The following is an 18,362-nucleotide window of genomic DNA, read 5'->3' on the forward strand; positions in this document are numbered from 1 at the left end:
TGACGCTGAAACCAGCCTGCGGTCAGGCAGACAGCGAGGCGATCCGCTTGGCGATGGCCGACTTGCGGTTCGCCGCCTGGTTCTTGTGAATGACGCCCTTGCTCGCAGCCTTGTCGAGCTGACGCGAGGCGTCACGCAGCAGCGCGGTAGCCGTCTCGGCGTTGCCGGACGCGCTCGCCTCGTTCAGCTTGCGGATCACGGTCTTCAGCGACGACTTGACCGACTTGTTGCGCAGCCTGGCCTTCTCGTTCTGCCGGTTGCGCTTGATCTGGGACTTGATGTTCGCCACGCGACAGCCTTGTCCTGACTAGTTCGGATGATGTACTCGGACGGTGGCGACGCAGCAAACAGCAACGTCACCACACGCGACGAACTAATGTATCAGGCCCACTTCGCGCCGCCCAAATCGCTCGGCTCCCCGGCCTGCTCACGGCTCACTTCGGTGGCACCCAGCCGCGGCGCTCGGCCAGCCAGGCGAGGGCCTGCTCGCCGCTGAACCGCTGGTGCTGCCGGCTGTGCGGCGAGGCGCTGCTGGGACCGCGGGCCGCGCTGGTCAGCCAGTATCCGCCGAGCGCGGCCAGGGCGCCGTCGACACCGTTCGCCGGCGGCTGCCACGGCTCCAGGGCGGCATCCACGTCGAGGGCGCTCGCGTACGCCGTGACCAGCAACGTCACCGTGTCGAACCACGGTGCGCCGAGGCAGGGCCAGGTCCAGTCGCAGAGCCAAGCTGCGCCGTACGCGTCCAGCAGAACGTTGTCCACCCGCAGGTCGCCGTGCAGCATGCCGGACCCCGCGGCCAGCTCCGGCAGCCCGCGCTCCAGCGCGGCCAGCTCGTTCAGCCGGCCCGGCACCCAGTCCGGCGCGGGCGGCAGCGGCGCCCGCCCCGCCGCGATCTCGGACCACCATGACAACTCGTCACGCACGATGTCGCCGAGCCGTGGCAGGCCCAGGGCGAGCAGCTCAGGGCCGGGCTGACTCAACGCCACCGCCGACGCCTGCCAGGCCGCCAGCGCCGCGCTCAGGTCACCGGGCGCCCATGGCAGCTCCGGCACGTGCCCCGCGATCGCCTCCAGGCACAGCACGAAGTGCCCCTCGGCCACGAGCGTCCACCGCGGCCGCGCGGCCGGTACCTCGGCCGGTAGCGCGGCTGTGACGGCCGCCTCACGGGCGTACCAGTCGGCGATCGGCTCCGTCACCGGCGCGGCCTTGACGAAGACCCGGTCCCCGGCCGCCGTCGTCAGCACGGCCGCGAAAGCCCTGGTGAAACCACCGCCCGCCGCGGCCGCGGCCACGACCGGCGAGCCGAGCCGCAAGCTGATCGCTTCCCGCAAGGCCGCCGGCAGATCCCCCCAATCCGGACGTACGGCGGTAGCGCCGTAAGCGACCTCGGGCAATGTGACGGCGCGCATGCCCCCATCCTGCCTCCCCGTTTTTGTCGTACCCGGCTGGCAGGCTGTGCCCATGAGAACGGACGACTTCTGGGCGGTCATCGACCGGGCTACCGCCGACCGGCCGGGCTCGCCCGACGAGGTGGCCAAGCGGGCCACCGCCGAGCTGGTGGGGCGCGACCCGGCCGAGATCGTGGCGTGGGGCCGCCACCTCGACAAGGTGATGAACGCCTCGGGCAAGGAAGACCTCTGGGCGGCGGCCTACCTGATCAACGGTGGGTGCTCCGAGGACGGCTTCGACAACTTCCGCGGCTGGCTGATCGCGAACGGGCGGGATGTCGTCGCCCGGGCGGTGCGCGAGCCGGATTCGCTGGCCGATCTGCCGGCGGTGCAGGCGGCGGCTTCGACGGGAGCGGTGTTCGAGGCCGAGGAGGTGCTGGGCATCGCCGAGGCGGCCTACCGGGAGGCCACCGCGGACGATCTGCCGCCGAGCGAGACGCCCAGGACCCGGCCGGATCCGGCGATGCTGTGGGACTTCGACAACGAGGAGGAGATGCAGAAGCGGCTGCCCCGGTTGTCCGCCCTGTTCCTCGAGCCGCCGGACTGATTCGCCGGACTGATCCGCCGGACTGCCCAGGGGGCGGGAAACGACGTCGAACGGGTGGTCTGGTTTGGGCAGAATCAGGCGCATGGACGTTCATCAGCAGGAGACGGCCCCGGTGGGGGAGCAACGGTCGATGCGCGGCGCGGTCGTGTCGGTGAGCTGCAACGACGTTTACTCGTTCAGCAAGCCGGTCCGCGACGAGATCGTGCTGATCGCCGGGCTGGGTGTGGCCGGTGATGTGCATGCCGGGCTGACGGTCCGGCACCGCAGCCGGGTCGCCGTGGACCCGGACCAGCCCAACCTTCGCCAGGTGCATCTGATCCGCGCCGAGCTGCACGACGAGGTGAATCAGGCCGGCTACGACGTCCCGGCCGGTGGCCTGGGGGAGAACGTCACCACGACCGGCATCGACCTGCTCGCGCTCCCGGTGGGCACTGTGCTGCGCTTCGGCCCGGCCCCCGCGCCGGGCGCGGAACGCTCCTCGGCTGTCGACGTCGCTCACGCGCCGGCGCCCGCCGCGGAACGCTCACCGGCCATGGAGACCGACCTCGCTGGTCCGCCGGACGGTGCCGCCGCGGTTGTGGCTGTCGCTGGGCGCGCCACCCTCGACGCTCCCAGCGCCGAGGCCGTAGCCGCTCTCGCCGCCCGCATCCAGGCCGAGCAGACCGCCGAGCAGACCGCCGAGCAGACCGCCGAGCAGACCGCCGGGCCGGTCACCGAGCGCGATCCGGCCGACCACGACCACGAGCACACCGAAGCCGACGGCACCCCCGACCCCCGTCCGGCGATCGTCGTCACCGGACTGCGCAATCCCTGCCAGCAGATCAACAACTACCGTCCCGGCCTGCTCAAACGCGTACTCGGGCGGGAGCCCGACGGCTCGGTCAGCCGGCGGGCGGGCGTCATGGCCGTGGTCCTGCGGGGCGGCCCGGTCCGGCCCGGCGCCGAGATCCACGTCGAGCTTCCGCCGGGGCCGCACCGGCCGCTGGACCGGGTGTGATCGGGGCTTGCCGCGCGGCGTGGGACGATAGACGTTGCCGGTGCGTTCATCGGCAGCCAGCCCGCTTGAAGAGAACGGACGATCGTGCCTGGACCGCTCGACCCCGGCGTGAACATCATCGGAGCGACCGATCCTGGTCGGATCCGCAACTTCTGCATCATCGCGCACATCGACCACGGGAAGTCGACCCTGGCCGACCGGATGCTGCAGATCACCGGCGTGGTCGACCCGCGGCAGATGCGCGCTCAGTATCTCGACCGGATGGACATCGAGCGCGAGCGTGGCATCACGATCAAGAGCCAGGCCGTGCGCATGCCGTGGATCGTCCGCGAGGGTGACCGCACCGGCGACACCGCCGTGCTCAACATGATCGACACGCCGGGCCACGTCGACTTCACCTATGAGGTCTCCCGCAGCCTCGCCGCCTGTGAGGGCGCGGTCCTGCTGGTCGACGCCGCGCAGGGCATCGAGGCGCAGACCCTCGCCAACCTGTACCTGGCGATGGAGAACGACCTGCACATCATCCCGGTGCTCAACAAGATCGACCTGCCGGCCGCGCAGCCGGAGAAGTACGCCGAGGAGCTGGCCAAGCTCATCGGCTGTGAGCCCGACGACGTGCTGCGGGTCTCCGGCAAGACCGGGGTCGGCGTCGCGCACCTGCTCGACGAGGTCGTCCGCCAGTTCCAGCCGCCGGTCGGCAACCACGACGCCCCGGCCCGCGCGATGATCTTCGACTCTGTCTACGACGTCTATCGCGGCGTCGTGACCTACGTCCGGGTCATCGACGGGCGTATCGAGGCCCGCGACAAGATCAAGATGATGTCCACCGGCACCGTGCACGAGCTGCTGGAGATCGGCGTCGTCTCGCCCGAGATGGAGAAGGCCGGCGCGCTCGGCGTGGGCGAGGTCGGCTACATGATCACCGGTGTGAAGGACGTCCGTCAGTCCCGCGTCGGCGACACCGTCACCAACAACCAGCGGCCGGCCACCGAGCCGCTGGGCGGCTACTCCGACCCGAAGCCGATGGTCTACTCCGGCCTGTACCCGATCGACGGCTCGGACTACCCGGCGCTGCGTGACGCCCTCGACAAGCTGCAGCTCAACGACGCCTCACTGACCTACGAGCCGGAGACGAGCACCGCGCTCGGGTTCGGCTTCCGGTGCGGCTTCCTCGGCCTGCTGCACCTGGAGATCATCGGCGAGCGGCTCGAACGCGAGTTCAACCTCGACCTGATCTCCACCGCGCCGAACGTGGTCTACCGCGTCTTCACCGAGGACGCCGCCGAGTTCGTCGTCACGAACCCGAGCGAGTTCCCGGACGGCAAGATCGCCGAGATCCACGAACCGGTGGTCCGGGCAACCGTCCTGGTCCCCAACGAATACGTCGGCGCCGTCATGGAGCTGTGCCAGAGCCGCCGCGGCCAGCTGCTCGGCATGGAGTACCTGTCCACCGAACGGGTCGAGCTGCGCTACACCCTGCCGCTGGGCGAGATCATCTTCGACTTCTTCGACCAGCTGAAGTCCAAGACCAAGGGCTACGCGTCGCTGGACTACGAGCCCTCGGGCGAGCAGGCGGCGGAGCTGGTCAAGGTCGACATCCTGCTGCACGGCGAGCCGGTGGACGCGTTCAGCGCGATCGTGCACAAGGACAAGGCATACAACTACGGCGTCACGATCGCGGCCAAGCTGCAGAAACTCATCCCGCGGCAGCAGTTCGAGGTGCCGATCCAGGCCGCCATCGGCAGCCGCATCATCGCCCGCGAGACCATCCGCGCCATCCGCAAGGACGTGCTCGCCAAGTGCTACGGCGGCGACATCAGCCGCAAGCGCAAGCTGCTCGAGAAGCAGAAGGAAGGCAAGAAGCGGATGAAGATGGTCGGCCGCGTCGAGGTCCCCCAGGAGGCCTTCATCGCCGCGCTGTCGACCTCGGACTCGGTCGACAGCAAAACAAACAAAAAATAGGGCGGTTTGGTTTTCCGGCCGGTCGGGAACTCTGGGGTTCAGACGAACGCAACAACTGTTCTACCCCCCAAGGAGACCTTCAATGACCGTCACCGGCATCATCACCGCGCTCATCGTCGGCCTGATCATCGGCGCCCTCGGCCGCCTGGTCGTACCCGGCAAGCAGAACATCCCGATCTGGCTGACCATGGTCATCGGTGTTGTGGCCGCCCTGCTGGGCACGGTCATCGCCCGCGCCTTCGGCGTGGACAACACCGGCGGCATCGACTGGATCGAGCTGCTGTTCCAGGTCCTGCTGGCCGCCGTTGGTGTGGCGCTGGTCGTCGGCATCCTCGGCCGCCGCGGCGTCACCCGCTGAACCCGGATCAGCTGAGGCTGAACCGAAAGCTACACAGGAACGCCGGACCGCGAGGTCCGGCGTTCCTGCATTTCCGTCTCCTGTCGCAAGCCGGGGAAGTCTCGCGACGCTGAGCCACCAGCGAGCTGGAGCGGGACCGAGCGGGCGCGGTGCAGGCCAGAGCGATGCAGATCACAAGGCGCAAGATCAAGGGCAAGTTCCGGTCGTAGGTCCGTGCGTGGTGCTGAGCGTCGCTCACGCCGAGACCGGTCGCTTCGCTCCCTGCCATGTCCGTGCTTGGTCACCCTCCGCGCGCTTCGCGCGCACTCGGGCTTCGCCTTCGGCTCGGCTTCGCCTCAACCTCGGACTCGTTCCCGAGTCGAGGTCGCCTCCACCTAGATTCACCATCCAGCCGCCCCCGGCCTTGCAGCCGCCCCCGGCCTTGCAGCCGCCCCGGCCTTGCAGCCGCCCCGGCCTTGCGGCTGACCCCTGCCTTGCACCGCGCTTCGCGCAGCTAGGCGGCCCCGGGCCTTGCTGCCGGCCCCGGCCTTCCGGTCGGGCTTGCCCTGCCAGGCGGGCTTGATCGTCCGGCTGGCTTGCCCTCCACCTCGGGCTTCATTCTCGGCCCCGGGCTTCCGCGCCAAGCCCAAGCTCCACCTGAGACTTCGCCTTGAGGACCGGGCTTCGCTGGATTGCGGGCTGCGCAGTCCGCGACCCGGCCGCTAGCTTGGGCCGATGGCTGTTCGGGGGCTTCTGCTCGACGCCGGCGGCGTACTCATCGGACCCGTCGGCGGCCGCTGGAATCCCCGGTACGACTTCGAGCAGGTCCTGGCCCGCCACGTCCCCGGCATCCCGGACTCAGCCCTACCGGCAGCCTTCGCAGCCGGCCAGGCGCTGCTCGACAGCACCTCCGGCACCGCAGACAGGACCGACTACCACCGGGCCATCCTCCAAGCCCTCGGCATCGCCGCCCCCACCCCCGAGCCGCTCGCCGAGCTTGACCAGCCCGCCGCCGGCCTGCCGGTCGAGCCCTACCCCGAGGTCAGGGACGTGCTTGCCCGACTCCACGCCGACGGGGTGCCGATGGCTGTCGTCTCGGATGCCTGGCCGGATCTCGATGACCTTTTTGGCCGGCTCGAGCTGCGGGACTTCTTCGTCACCCTGGTCATCTCGGCCGTTCTCGGGTGCCGCAAGCCCGATCCGCGGATGTACCGCGCCGGCAGTGACGCGCTCGGGCTTTCGCCGGCCGATTGTCTCTTTGTTGATGACGATCCTGAGCTTGTCGCCGCGGCCGTCCGGCTCGGCTATCAGGGCGTCACGATGGTTCGCGACCCCGACCAGGCAGAGCCGCCCGCCACGCGGTGGATCGCCTTACTGAGCGAGCTTGTTCAGTAGCGGAACTTGTGTTGCGCGCTGCGGCGGTTCACCCAGGCCGGGAGTTCGTCCACGTTCTCCAGATGTGGCACCTGCTCCACCGGGTCCTGCGGCTTCGTGACCTTGCGCATCGTCACCACGTAGCCCTGGACCAGGCGGTCCTCGCGCAGATCGCGGTACGTCGCCTCCACCATCACCTGGGTCTCGTCCGCCCGTTGCAGGGCGCAGTAGACCACCCCGTCGCCCTCGTCGCGGAGGGCTCGGCGGATCTGGCCCCGGTCGTCCGGGTGGACCAGATCCGGCAGCTTCGCGAACGGGGGGAGTTCCTTCTCGCCGATCAGTTCGTGCAGCGCCGGGCTCGCGTACCGGATCTGCTGGTCCTCGTCGATCACCAGCATGATGTCCGCGGTGTTGCGGATCACCGCCCGCAGGTAGAGGTCGCTGTCGCGGCGGCCCACCGCCTCCACCAGGGAGATCCGGTCCAGGGCCAGCGCCGCCTGGCCGGCCAGGACCTCCAGGGCGTCGCGGCTCACCGTCAGCATGTCCTTGCGGCCCGCCAGCACCAGCGCACCGCCGCTCGGGCGGGCCACTGCCAGCGGTTCCAGCCACAGCGGACAGACCAGTGTCCCGTCGGCCGGGTCCGTTCCGGGTTTCTTCTCGTCGTCCAGCCACCAGCTGCGCGGGCGGGGGCTCGTCGCCGCCGCCGGCAGGGCCTGGAGGGTGAGCTGGCGGTCGTCGGTGGCGAAGACGATGCGTTGCACGTCGTGCGGGGGCAGCAGCTGGGTCACCGCCGTGCGGACCGCCTCGTCGACCGCGGCGTCGTCGGCCGCCGCGACCAGCGCCGCGCTGGCCTCGCGCAGTACGCGTTCGCGGGTCAGGGCCTGGCTGTTCTGCGTCACGGAGTCGGCCAGCCTGGTGAAGGCCAGCACCACCGTCAGCGCGCCCGCCACCGCGATCACCACACCGTCGCGGACCTCGCCCTGCAGCGCCTCGATGAGCAGCACCAGCGGCGGCGTGGCCACCGACAGGCCCAGCAGGGTCGCCCAGCGGCCCTGCCATGGCTTCGGCCGCATCGGCAGAGGAGTCGTCAGCTGGACCATCGACGGGTGCAGCGCCGCGCCGCCCCAGGCCAGGTAGAGGAGCATGTAGCCGGCCTCGGACCAGTGGCTCGGCGCCAGCGAGTACGCGATGTCGCTGCCCAGGCAGCCCAGCGCTCCGACGCCCAGCAGCACCGCCGACCAGTTGAACCAGACCGCCACGGCCAGCCGGGCGCAGATGCCGACCAGCAGCAGGGCGCCGAGCATGTCCTCCGGCGCTATCCCGCCCAGCCAGCTGCTGCCACCGATCAGGAAGACCCAGATCACCAGCAGCACCGCGCAGGCGAAGGCGACCAGGTCGATCACCCGGGCCCGGTCCATCAGGATCGCGCCGGCCCGGGTCAGCTGCAGCAGCGACAGCGCCACCAGGGCGAACATCGCCAGGTAGGCGATGTCGGCGGCAGCGTACTTGTGCAGGGCGTGCAGGATGTCGCCGATGGCCACCGCGACGACGGACGCCGTCAGCAGCAGCCAGGGCCCGATCCGGGCGGGCTTGTGCCGGCATATCCCGAAGATGATCGCGGCGACGCCGACGGCTCCCAGATGGATCCACTCGATGGCTTGGAGCACGACTAACTAGTACCAGTCCGGTCGCTGTCTGTCCACGTCGATGTATACGCAGCGCTATGACCAGGCAACATCGTGATCGTGACTCGTCCGGGCATGAATAAACGTGAATATGAAGGCTGATCGCCTAGCTGAAGACCTCGGCGATCACGGTGTCGTTGCCGGCGCCCTTGCCGCCGGTTACGGGCTGCCACTTACCGTCGGGTGCGTTCCACTCCCGGTCGGCGAAGCGGACCCGCTCCACGCCCGTGCTGCTGGCGTGCGCAACGAGCCAGTGGGCGTACCGCCAGCCGGCGTTGACGTCCTTGACCGCGACGGTCAGGCCACCGCTCTGGGTCGCCTCGATGGTGTTGAGGCCCTTGCCCCAGTCGAGGCGCATGCCCTCGGCCAGCGCGGCCGCCGCGGTGGCCCCGCGCAGGGCGGGCTCGCCGCTCACCGTGCACTCGACCGCGCCGGTGGCCCGGCCGGTCAGGGCCTTGGCGAGCACGGTGGACTCGTCGGCCCACTTCTCGTACGCGTTCGGGTAGGCCGACCGCTGCACCTTCTGGGCCGCGTCGGTGACCCGCATCTTCTGCCAGCCCTTGACCTTCTTGAGGGCCGAGTAGAACTTGCCCGCCGCGTACCTCGGGTCCTGGATCTTCTCCGGCGTGCCCCAGCCCTGGCTGGGGCGCTGCTGGAACAGCCCGACCGAGTCGCGGTCGCCGGTGTCCAGATTTTCCAGCTTGGACTCCTGGAACGCGGTCGCCAGCGCGATGACCACGGCCTGCTCGGGCATCTTGCGCCGCAGGCCGACGGCGGTGATCGTGGCGGCGTTGGCCATCTGCACGAGGTCGAGGGCGACCTCGCCGTCGGCGCGCACGATGCACTCCGGGCCGAGCTGCGGCAGCTTGATCTTGCCGCCGACGGAGTTGACGGCCACGACCACGCCGAGAGCGCCGAGGAGCGCGAGCAGAACGACCACGACTACTGGCTTTCTCCGCACGCACACTCCCTCCGTCGGGGGACAAGAGTAATCAACGAGTGCCCGTCTCCTGCGTCGCCGGCACCCAGGAGGCCGGGCGCTTCTCGCGGAAGGCCGCGACACCTTCGCGGCCCTCGGCCGACCGGAAGTAGCCGGCCGAGCGCTCCGACAGTTCGGCCAGGTCGGCGCGCACGGTCTCGGCCGGCCGGCGGCGCAGCAACTGCTTGGTGCCGGCCAGGGCCAGCGGGCCACCCCGGACCAAAGACTCCGTGTACGCGGTGACAGCCGCGTCCAGCCCGTCCGCCTCGACAGCCGCTGTGACCAGCCCGATCTCCGCCGCGCGCGCCCCATCGAAGACATCGCCGGTGAGATAGAGCTCGGCAGCGGCCCGAGGAGCCAGCCGGGGGAGCACGGTGGCACTGATCACGGCCGGGATCACGCCGAGGCGTACCTCGGAGAACGCGAACGTCGCCGTACGGGCGCAGACCGCGATGTCGGCCGCGGCGATCAGGCCCAGCCCGCCCGCGCGGGCCGGACCGGCGATCCGGGCCAGCACCGGCTTCGGGAACTCCCAGATCGCGGCGAGCACGTCGGCCAGCAGCTCGGCCGGGATCCGGCCGGACTCCCGGGCCTCGGCGGTCTCCTTCAGGTCGGCTCCCGAGCAGAAGACCGGGCCGGTGTGCGAGATCACCACCGCCCGGACCGCCGGGTCGGTGAGCGCGGCGCCGAGCGCCGCCAGCAGCTCGCTCATGAGCTGCGAGGACAGCGCATTACGGTTCGCCGGGCTGTCCAGCGTCACGGTGGTCACCCCGGCTGCGGTGACGGTACGGACCAACTCCATGCCGGAACCCTAACGGTGTACGTGCACACTTGACGGATGCCTGGTCCCGCGCCCGAGGGCGAGCCCGTACCGAGTGACGGCTCGCTGCCCGACAGTGCCCTGCGCGACGTCGGCGGACGCGGTTTCGGGGTCTATGTCCACGTCCCGTTCTGCGCCAGCCGGTGCGGGTACTGCGACTTCAACACGTACACGGCCAGCGAGCTGGGCGGGGGTGCCAGCCGGGAGGGTTACGCCGACGCGGTCCTGGCCGAGCTGAAGCTGGCCGCCTCGGTCACCGGCGCGCGCGTCGACACCGTCTTCGTGGGCGGCGGCACGCCGACCCTGCTCGACCCGGGTGACCTGGGCCGGATCCTCGAGGGCATCGACCGCACCTGGGGGCTGGCCGCCGACGCGGAGATCACCACCGAGGCCAACCCCGAGTCGGTCACCCCGCAGTCGCTGCAGGCCCTGCGCAAGGCCGGCTACACCCGGATCTCGCTGGGCATGCAGTCCGCGGCCCCGGCCGTGCTGCGCATCCTGGAGCGCCGGCACACCGCCGGACGGGCGCCGCAGGCCGCGATCGAGGCCCGGGAGGCCGGCTTCGACCACGTCAACCTCGATCTGATCTACGGGACGCCGGGGGAGACGCCCGACGACTTCGCCCGTTCGCTGGCCGCGGTGCTCGACGCGGGGGTGGACCACGTCAGCGCGTACTCGCTGATCGTGGAGGACGGGACGCGGATGGCGGCCCGGATGCGCCGCGGCGAGCTGCCGTACCCGGAGGACGACGTGGCCGCGGACCGCTACCTGGCCGCCGAGGCGGCGCTGGGCGGGGCGGGTTTCTCCTGGTACGAGGTCTCGAACTGGGCGACGACGCCGGACGCCCGCTGCCGGCACAACCTCTTGTACTGGACCGGCGGGGACTGGTGGGGGCTCGGGCCGGGCGCGCACAGCCACGTCGGCGGGGTGCGCTGGTGGAACGTCAAGCACCCGGCCGCGTACGCGAAGCGGGTGGAGGCCGGTCTGTCGCCCGGGCAGGGCCGGGAGATCCTGACCGATGCGGACCGCCACGTCGAGGACGTGATGTTGCGCGTACGGCTGCGCGACGGCCTGCCGCTGACCGCGCTGGACGCGGCCGGGCTGACCGGCGCGGCCGGGGCCCTGGCCGACAGCCTGCTGGACCCGGCGGCGTACGAGGCCGGCCGGGTGGTCCTCACCCTGCGCGGCCGGCTGCTGGCCGACGCCGTGATCCGCGACCTGCTGCCGTGACGCCGATGGCGCCGGGCCGGGGCCCGGCGCCATCGAAGCGCTACTTGATGAGCGAGACCGTCATCGGGTAGTTATACGGCTCGTTGTTGTTCGCCTTCACGCCGGCGACGATGCCGAAGATCGTGGCGATCGCCCAGGCCGCGATACCGACGAAGAAGCCGATCACGATGCAGGTCAGCACCCAGCCGACGATGGCGATGATCGACCAGAGGATCTGGAAGTTCAGCGCCTTGACCGCCTCGGCCCGTACGACCGGGGACTGGTTGCCCTTGGCCAGCAGCGCCACCAGCGGCGCGATCCAGCCGGAGCAGCCGCCACCGAGGAACGCGCCGGCCGCGCCCCCGAAGTGGGCGACCAGGATCCAGGTCTTGTCGTCGTTGCCCGGCGCGTAGCCACCCGGCGGGTAACCACCGGGCTGCTGGCCGTAGGCGCCGGGCGGCGGGCCGTAACCGCCGGCACCGGAGCCGGGCGGCGGGCCGTAGCCACCGGCACCGGAGCCGGGCGGCGGGCCGTAGCCACCCGCGCCGGAGCTCGGCGGCGGGCCGTAGCCACCCGCACCCGAGCTGGGCGGCGGGCCGTAACCGCCGGCACCCGAGGTGGGCGGCGGGGTGCCGTAGGTCGGCGGCTGCTGCGGCGGGGTGCCGTAGCTCGGCGGCTGCGGGGAGCCGTACGCCGGGGGCGGCGGCGGGGCCGATCCGGGAGTCGGATCGTTACCCGGATATGGGTTGAGCGGCGCGGTGGGATCCGAGGGATTGCCCTCACCGGGCGGACGCGGCGGTTCAGTCATGCGCACACGGTAGGACCGCACGTCGAACGTGGCGAGAGCAACACCCGGGTGACGTCGGAGAATAGACAGTCGGCTAAGTGGCCCGGGCCCTGACGGCTGATCATCGCGCGGCGGGCGCGGGCGACGTAGACTGGCACTCGACTTCGCGGAGTGCCAGCTGAGAGGTGGAGGGGTACGACATGAGTCTCGACGACCGCAAGCTCGAAGTACTCCGCGCCATCGTCGAGGACTACGTCGCCACCCAGGAGCCGGTGGGCAGCAAGGCCCTGGTCGAGCGGCACCAGCTGGGCGTCTCACCGGCCACGGTCCGCAACGACATGGCCGTGCTAGAGGAAGAGGGCTACATCCGGCAGCCGCACACCAGTGCCGGTCGGGTGCCCACCGACGCCGGTTACCGGCTCTTCGTCGACCGGCTCTCCCGGGTCAAGGCGCTGAGCCCGGCCGAGCGCCGGGCCATCGAGCGTTTCCTGGTCGGCGCGGTCGACCTCGATGACGTGGTGCACCGCACGGTGCGCCTGCTCGCGCAGCTCACCCGCCAGGTCGCCGTCGTGCAGTATCCCAGCCTGGCCCGTTCCGCGGTGCGCCATCTGGAGCTGGTGCCGATCTCCACCACCCGGATCATGCTGGTGATGATCGCCGACACCGGCCGGGTCGAGCAGCGCCTGGTGGAGCTGCCCGGGCCGACGCCCGGCGACGACGTGCTCGACATGCGCCGCGTGATCAACGCCAAGCTCACCGGGCAGAAGCTGGCCGACACCCCGCCGCTGGTGCAGACGCTGGTCGACGAGTGCGCCCCGGAGAAGCGCACCACGATGGCCTGCGTCGCCTCGGTGCTGCTGGAGACACTGGTGGAGCGCAGTGAGGAACGCCTCGCTCTGGCGGGCACGGCCAACCTCACCCGCGGCGGCGTGCTGGACTTCCAGGGCTCGCTGCGGCCGGTCCTGGAGGCGCTGGAGGAGGAGGTCATCCTCCTCAAGCTCATCGGTGAGGTGGAGCCGAGCACCACCCGGGTCCGCATCGGCGACGAGAACGAGATCGACAACCTGCGGGCAGCCTCGGTGGTCAGCACGGGTTACGGCCCGGGCACGACGATCGTTGGTGGGCTCGGCGTGCTGGGGCCGACCCGGATGGATTACCCCGGCACCATCGCCACGGTACGAGCCGTGGCACGCTACGTTGGCGATTTGCTGGCACAAAACTGACGGAACCGCTCAGCGCTGGGCAGACATGAGGACTCGAACCCCTGTGGCCAAGGACTATTACGGAATTCTCGGGATCAGCCGGGAAGCCACCGACGACGAGATCAAGCGCGCTTACCGCAAGCTGGCCCGTCAATACCACCCGGACGTCAATCCCGACCCCGAGGCGCACGAGAAGTTCAAGGACATCAACGCGGCGTACGAGGTGCTCTCGGACGACCAGAAGCGGCAGATCGTCGACCTCGGTGGCGACCCGCTGGCCCCGGGCGGCGGCGGCGCGGGCGGACCGGGTGGCCCCGGCGGGGCGGGCCCGTTCGTCGGTTTCCAGGACATCATGGATGCGTTCTTCGGCACGGCCGCCGGTGGTGGCTCCCGAGGACCTCGGCCGCGCACCCGGCCCGGCGCCGACGCGATCCTGCGCCTGGAGCTCGACCTGGTCGAGACGGCCTTCGGCGTCGAGGCGCCGATCACGGTCGACACCGCGGTCCTGTGCACCCAGTGCTCCGGCGCGGGCACCGCACCCGGCACCCACCTGGCCACCTGTGAGACCTGTGGTGGCCGCGGTGAGGTCCAGTCGGTGCAGCGCACGTTCCTGGGCCAGGTCGTCTCGTCCCGCCCGTGCCAGGTCTGCCAGGGCCACGGCACGGTCATCCCGCAGCCCTGCCCGACCTGCGCCGGCGACGGCCGGATCCGCACCCGCCGCTCGCTGACCGTGAAGATCCCGGCCGGCGTCGAGGACGGCATGCGCATCCGCCTGGCCCAGCAGGGCGAGGTCGGCCCGGGCGGCGGCACGGCCGGCGACCTGTACGTGGAGATCCACGAACGCCCCCACGACGTCTACTCCCGCAAGGGCGACGACCTGCACTGCCGCGTGACGCTGCCGATGACGGCCGCCGCGCTCGGCACTCGGCTGACCATCAAGACACTGGACAGCGAGGAGAACATCGAAGTCAAGCCGGGCACCCAGCCGGCCTCGACGCTGCGGATCCGGGGTAAGGGCGTGCCGCACCTGCGCGGGCAGGGCCGCGGTGACCTGTTCGTGCACCTGGACGTCAAGACGCCGACCAAGCTGACCGCCGACCAGGAGCGGATGCTGCGCGACTTCGCCAAGACCCGCGGTGAGGACATCGCCGAGCTGAGCAAGCAGGGCGGATTCTTCTCCCGGATGCGGGACGCCTTCAACGGGCACTGAGGGACCGGCGGCGTTCGGCTAGCGTGAGCGGGTGTCTGCGCCTCTTTTCCTCGTTGACGACCTGCCCGGCGGTAAGCGGTTCACGCTCGCCGGTGCGGAGGGGCATCATGCCGCCACCGTGCAGCGGCTCCGGGTCGGTGAGGTGCTGCTGCTCGGGGACGGGCGGGGCGGGACTGCTGCCGCCGAGGTGACCGGGGTCGGCCGGGGCAGCATCGACGTCGAGGTCACCGGCCGGGATTTTGTCGCCGCGCCCGATCCACGCCTGGTGGTGGTGCAGGGCATCGCCAAGGGCGACCGCGGTGAGCTGGCGGTGCAGGCCATGACCGAGATCGGCGTCGACGAAATCGTGCCGTGGGCCGCCTCCCGGTCGGTCGCCCAGTGGCGCGGCGACCGCGGGGTCAAGGCCCGGGAGAAGTGGGTCAGCACCGCGCGGGAGGCCGCCAAGCAGGCCCGGCGTCCGTGGCTTCCGGTGGTCTCGGGCAGCCCTGATGTCTCCACCAAGAAGGTCTCCGGGCTGCTGTCCGCGGCCGCTGCGGCGTTCGTGCTGCACGAGGAGGCCACCGACCGGCTCAGCCAGGCGAAGCTGCCCGATGCCGGCGAGATCGTACTGGTCGTCGGGCCCGAGGGCGGGATCAGCGATCAGGAGCTGGGCTCGTTCGTCGCGGCCGGCGCGCAGCCGGTGCGGCTCGGGGAGTCCGTGCTGCGCACCTCCACGGCCGGGATGGCCGCCCTCGCCGTGCTGTCCGCCCGCCTGGAGCGCTGGTGACGGCCGATGAGGTCGGCCGGTGGATCGCCGCGGCGCGGCCCCGCCCACCGCGGCGGTGCTGGTGACGACCGGAAGGTGACGGGTAAGGAAGGTTAGCCTAAGCTTCGCGGCATGGTGCTGACGCGGACGGCCGCTGCGACGCGACCGGGGCCCAGGGCCGCGCCGGCCGCCGCCGGGCTCGCCGCGACCCAAGCCCGCCGCACCCTCGGCCTGCTGATCTGTCTCGGCGTGCTGGCCCTGGTCTGCCTGCTCAGCGTCGCCCTCGGCACCCGCACCATCTCTCCGGGCGCCGTCTGGGACGCGTTCTTCCACTTCACCGACACCGACGACCAGTCGATCGTGCGGGACCTGCGGGTGCCCCGCACGGTGCTCGGGCTGCTGGCCGGCGTCGCCTTCGGACTGTCCGGCGCGGTCATCCAGGCCGTCACCCGCAACCCGCTCGCCGACACCCAGATCCTGGGCATCAACGCCGGCGCCGGGCTGTTCGTGGTGTTCGCGGTCGGGGTGCTCGGTCTGACCAGCCTCGCGCAGTACATGTGGTTCGGGTTCGCCGGGGTCGCGTTCGCGCTCACCCTGGTCTACCTGCTCGGGTCCACCGGGCGCGGCGGTGCCACCCCGATCCGGCTCACCCTGGCCGGGGTCGCCCTGGGCGCGGTCATGGACGGCATCTCCGGCGGCATCCGGCTCGTGCGGCCCCGCGCCTTCGACTACCTGCGGTTCTGGGACATCGGCTCGCTGGCCGGGCGGCCGCTGGACGTGGCCACCACGATCCTGCCGTTCGTGCTGGCCGGGACGGTGCTCGCGCTGATCGTCGCCCGGTCGCTGAACGCGGTGGCGCTCGGTGACGATCTCGCCCGTACCCTCGGTGCCCGGATCGGCCGCACCCGGTTCCTGGCCACCGTCTCGGTCATGATGCTGGCCGGCGCGGCGACCGCCGCGGTCGGGCCGATCGGGTTCGTCGGGCTGATGGTGCCGCACGTGGTGCGCTGGATCGTCGGCCCGGACCAGCGCTGGATCTTCGTCTACACCGTGGTCTGCGGTCCGGTGCTGCTGCTGCTCGCCGACATCGTGGGCCGGCTCGTGGTGCGGCCGGGTGAGCTGCGGGTCGGCGTGGTCACCGCCTTCATCGGCGCGCCCGTGCTGATCTGGTGGGTCCGCCGGGCCCGGGTGAGTGGCCTGTGAGCGTCGACTTCGGCCGCAAGGTCGTGGTGCTGCGCCCGCACCGCAACGCGTCCGCCCGGATCTCGCTGCGTCCCGCGCTGGTCTGTGCGGTGCTCGTGCTGGCCACGCTTGCCGTCGGGGTGCTGACCCTGGGCACGGGTGAGTTCACCCTGACCCCGGCCGAGGTGCTGCGGGCGCTGTCCGGCGAGGGCACCCGGGCCGCCCGGCTGGTGGTCGTCGAGTGGCGGCTGCCGCGGGTGCTGCTGGCGCTGATCATCGGCGTCGCGCTGGGGCTGGCCGGGGCCGTCTTCCAGGCGCTGACCCGCAACCCGCTGGGCAGCCCGGACGTCATCGGGTTCAGCACGGGCGCGTACACCGGGGTGCTGCTCGTGACCGTGCTGTTCGGCAACGGCTACTACGTGGTCGCGGCCGGTGCACTTGCCGGTGGGCTGGCCACCGCCGTCGCGGTCTACCTGCTCGCCTTCAAGCGCGGCGTGCAGGGCTTCCGGCTGATCATCGTGGGCATCGCGATCAGCGCCATGCTGGCCTCGGTCAACCAGTGGTTCATCATCAAGGTCGACCTGCAGGCGGCCTTCGCCGCCCTGATGTGGGGGCAGGGCAGCCTCAACGGCCTGGGCTGGGCGCAGGTCACCCCGGTGGCGGTCACCGTCGGCGTGCTCTGCCTGCTCCTGATCGGGTACGGCCCCCGCCTGTCCCTGCTGGAGATGGGTGAGGACGCGGCCGCCGCGCTGGGCGTACGGGTGGAACCGACCCGGCTCGCGTACCTGGTCATCGGGGTTGCCCTCACCGCGGTCGCGACAGCGGCCGCCGGTCCGATCTCCTTCGTCGCGCTGGCCGCCCCGCAGCTCGCCCAGCGCGTCACCCGCACGCCCGGCATCGCGCTGCTGCCCTCGGCCGCGATGGGCGCCTTCCTGCTGATGTTCAGCGACTTCCTCGCCCAGCGGGCGTTCGCCCCGACCCAGCTGCCGGTCGGGGTCGTGACCGTGTCGGTGGGCGGCATCTACTTCGTCTGGCTGCTGATCCGCCAGGCGCGACGACAGGGGTCCTGAATGAGCATCGCCGCCCGCGACATCACCATCGGGTACGACCGCAGGACGATCAGCGAGCACCTCGATCTCGAGGTGCCGGAGAGCCGGTTCACCGCGATCATCGGCCCCAACGCCTGCGGCAAGTCCACGTTGCTGCGCGCGCTGGCCCGGCTGCTCAAGCCCAGCGCCGGCGAGGTGCTGCTGGACGGCCGGGACATCCACTCGCGGCCGGCCAAGGAGGTGGCCCGCCGGCTCGGGCTGCTGCCGCAGTCGTCGATCGCCCCGGACGGGATCACGGTCGCCGAACTGGTCGCCCGCGGCCGGTTCCCGCACCAGAAACTGATCCGGCAGTGGTCGGCCGGGGACGAGGCCGCCGTGGTCGCCGCGCTGGCCGCCACCGGGGTGACCGACCTCTCCGGCGACCTCGTCGACACGCTGTCCGGCGGGCAGCGGCAGCGGGTCTGGGTGGCCATGGTGCTGGCCCAGCAGACGCCGATCGTGCTGCTGGACGAGCCGACCACGTTCCTGGACATCGCCCACCAGATCGAGCTGCTGGAGCTGTGCGTGCGGCTCAACCGCGAGCAGGGCACGACGATGGTCGCGGTGCTGCACGACCTCAACCAGGCCGCCCGGTACGCCGACCACCTGGTGGTGATGAAGGCCGGGGTGATCGTGGCTCAGGGCGACCCGCGCGAGGTCATGACGGCCGAGCTGGTCGAGGACGTCTTCGCGCTGGGCTGCCGGATCATCGACGACCCGGAGACCGGTACGCCGCTGGTGATCCCGCGCTCGAAGGTGACTCAGCGCGTAGGTTAGGCTGTCCTTACTT

18 protein-coding genes are annotated in these 18,362 nt (G+C 71.2%); 12 read left to right on the top strand and 6 right to left on the bottom strand.

The genetic code is table 11. From position 1 onward, the window contains the following. Nucleotides 1-22: 22 nt before the first annotated feature. Nucleotides 23-289: a 30S ribosomal protein S20 gene (rpsT, locus tag ACQP2Y_RS07875; RefSeq protein ID WP_433725911.1), complete on the bottom strand. Its 267-nt coding sequence runs from the start codon at nucleotides 287-289 to the stop codon at nucleotides 23-25. Between the two features lie 145 nt (nucleotides 290-434). Further along, a complete protein-coding gene (locus ACQP2Y_RS07880) occupies nucleotides 435-1,409 on the bottom strand; it encodes a phosphotransferase family protein (RefSeq protein ID WP_433725913.1) in 975 nt (324 codons plus the stop codon). A gap of 52 nt (nucleotides 1,410-1,461) precedes the next feature. Here ACQP2Y_RS07880 and ACQP2Y_RS07885 point away from each other — a divergent pair, with 52 nt between their 5' ends. From ACQP2Y_RS07885 to ACQP2Y_RS07905, 5 genes are all read left to right on the top strand, one after another. Next, nucleotides 1,462-1,995 (top strand): DUF4240 domain-containing protein, encoded by a 534-nt coding sequence (locus ACQP2Y_RS07885; RefSeq protein WP_433725915.1) that lies wholly within the window; start codon nucleotides 1,462-1,464, stop codon nucleotides 1,993-1,995. An 82-nt stretch (nucleotides 1,996-2,077) separates the two neighbouring features. Beyond that, a complete protein-coding gene (locus tag ACQP2Y_RS07890; protein ID WP_433725917.1) occupies nucleotides 2,078-2,992 on the top strand; it encodes an MOSC domain-containing protein in 915 nt (304 codons plus the stop codon). An 84-nt stretch (nucleotides 2,993-3,076) separates the two neighbouring features. Next, a complete protein-coding gene (lepA, locus tag ACQP2Y_RS07895) occupies nucleotides 3,077-4,954 on the top strand; it encodes a translation elongation factor 4 (protein WP_433725919.1) in 1,878 nt (625 codons plus the stop codon). A gap of 82 nt (nucleotides 4,955-5,036) precedes the next feature. Next, complete coding sequence (locus tag ACQP2Y_RS07900; RefSeq protein ID WP_433725921.1) at nucleotides 5,037-5,312, top strand: GlsB/YeaQ/YmgE family stress response membrane protein; 276 nt, start codon at nucleotides 5,037-5,039, stop codon at nucleotides 5,310-5,312. 714 nt (nucleotides 5,313-6,026) lie between these two features. Then, nucleotides 6,027-6,686, top strand: coding sequence for an HAD family hydrolase (locus ACQP2Y_RS07905; RefSeq protein ID WP_433725923.1), 660 nt, complete (start codon nucleotides 6,027-6,029; stop codon nucleotides 6,684-6,686). Here ACQP2Y_RS07905 and ACQP2Y_RS07910 read toward each other — a convergent pair. The 3 genes from ACQP2Y_RS07910 to ACQP2Y_RS07920 all read right to left on the bottom strand — a co-directional run bounded on the left by ACQP2Y_RS07910 (nucleotide 6,680) and on the right by ACQP2Y_RS07920 (nucleotide 10,131). Then, the gene (locus ACQP2Y_RS07910) at nucleotides 6,680-8,332 is read right to left on the bottom strand and encodes a PAS domain S-box protein (RefSeq protein WP_433725925.1); all 1,653 of its coding nucleotides are present in this window, start codon (nucleotides 8,330-8,332) and stop codon (nucleotides 6,680-6,682) included. The genes ACQP2Y_RS07905 and ACQP2Y_RS07910 overlap by 7 nt on opposite strands. A gap of 124 nt (nucleotides 8,333-8,456) precedes the next feature. Next, complete coding sequence (locus ACQP2Y_RS07915) at nucleotides 8,457-9,317, bottom strand: hypothetical protein (RefSeq protein ID WP_433725927.1); 861 nt, start codon at nucleotides 9,315-9,317, stop codon at nucleotides 8,457-8,459. 25 nt (nucleotides 9,318-9,342) lie between these two features. Next, nucleotides 9,343-10,131, bottom strand: coding sequence for an enoyl-CoA hydratase-related protein (locus ACQP2Y_RS07920; RefSeq protein ID WP_433725929.1), 789 nt, complete (start codon nucleotides 10,129-10,131; stop codon nucleotides 9,343-9,345). Between the two features lie 36 nt (nucleotides 10,132-10,167). On the opposite strand from ACQP2Y_RS07920, the gene hemW reads away from it, so the two are divergent. Then, the gene (gene hemW / locus ACQP2Y_RS07925; RefSeq protein WP_433725931.1) at nucleotides 10,168-11,379 is read left to right on the top strand and encodes a radical SAM family heme chaperone HemW; all 1,212 of its coding nucleotides are present in this window, start codon (nucleotides 10,168-10,170) and stop codon (nucleotides 11,377-11,379) included. Nucleotides 11,380-11,419: 40 nt separating this feature from the next. On the opposite strand, the gene ACQP2Y_RS07930 is transcribed toward hemW, so the two are convergent. Beyond that, nucleotides 11,420-12,166, bottom strand: a complete 747-nt coding sequence (locus ACQP2Y_RS07930) for a DUF4870 domain-containing protein (protein WP_433725933.1) — start codon at nucleotides 12,164-12,166, stop codon at nucleotides 11,420-11,422. A gap of 179 nt (nucleotides 12,167-12,345) precedes the next feature. On the opposite strand from ACQP2Y_RS07930, the gene hrcA reads away from it, so the two are divergent. The 6 genes from hrcA to ACQP2Y_RS07960 all read left to right on the top strand — a co-directional run bounded on the left by hrcA (nucleotide 12,346) and on the right by ACQP2Y_RS07960 (nucleotide 18,349). Next, the gene (hrcA, locus tag ACQP2Y_RS07935; protein WP_360818315.1) at nucleotides 12,346-13,368 is read left to right on the top strand and encodes a heat-inducible transcriptional repressor HrcA; all 1,023 of its coding nucleotides are present in this window, start codon (nucleotides 12,346-12,348) and stop codon (nucleotides 13,366-13,368) included. Between the two features lie 43 nt (nucleotides 13,369-13,411). Beyond that, nucleotides 13,412-14,557, top strand: a complete 1,146-nt coding sequence (dnaJ, locus tag ACQP2Y_RS07940) for a molecular chaperone DnaJ (RefSeq protein ID WP_433725935.1) — start codon at nucleotides 13,412-13,414, stop codon at nucleotides 14,555-14,557. A 31-nt stretch (nucleotides 14,558-14,588) separates the two neighbouring features. After that, entirely contained in the window at nucleotides 14,589-15,323 is a 735-nt protein-coding gene (locus ACQP2Y_RS07945) for a 16S rRNA (uracil(1498)-N(3))-methyltransferase (RefSeq protein ID WP_360818312.1), read from the top strand. Between the two features lie 111 nt (nucleotides 15,324-15,434). Next, a complete protein-coding gene (locus ACQP2Y_RS07950) occupies nucleotides 15,435-16,505 on the top strand; it encodes an iron chelate uptake ABC transporter family permease subunit (protein WP_433725937.1) in 1,071 nt (356 codons plus the stop codon). Beyond that, nucleotides 16,502-17,554, top strand: a complete 1,053-nt coding sequence (locus ACQP2Y_RS07955; RefSeq protein WP_433725939.1) for a FecCD family ABC transporter permease — start codon at nucleotides 16,502-16,504, stop codon at nucleotides 17,552-17,554. Before ACQP2Y_RS07950 ends, ACQP2Y_RS07955 begins: the two co-directional genes overlap by 4 nt. Further along, nucleotides 17,555-18,349, top strand: a complete 795-nt coding sequence (locus ACQP2Y_RS07960; RefSeq protein WP_433725941.1) for an ABC transporter ATP-binding protein — start codon at nucleotides 17,555-17,557, stop codon at nucleotides 18,347-18,349. The last annotated feature ends 13 nt before the right edge of the window (nucleotides 18,350-18,362 follow it).

It is taken from the genome of Actinoplanes sp. CA-051413, from assembly GCF_050955795.1.
GTDB lineage: Bacteria > Actinomycetota > Actinomycetes > Mycobacteriales > Micromonosporaceae > Actinoplanes.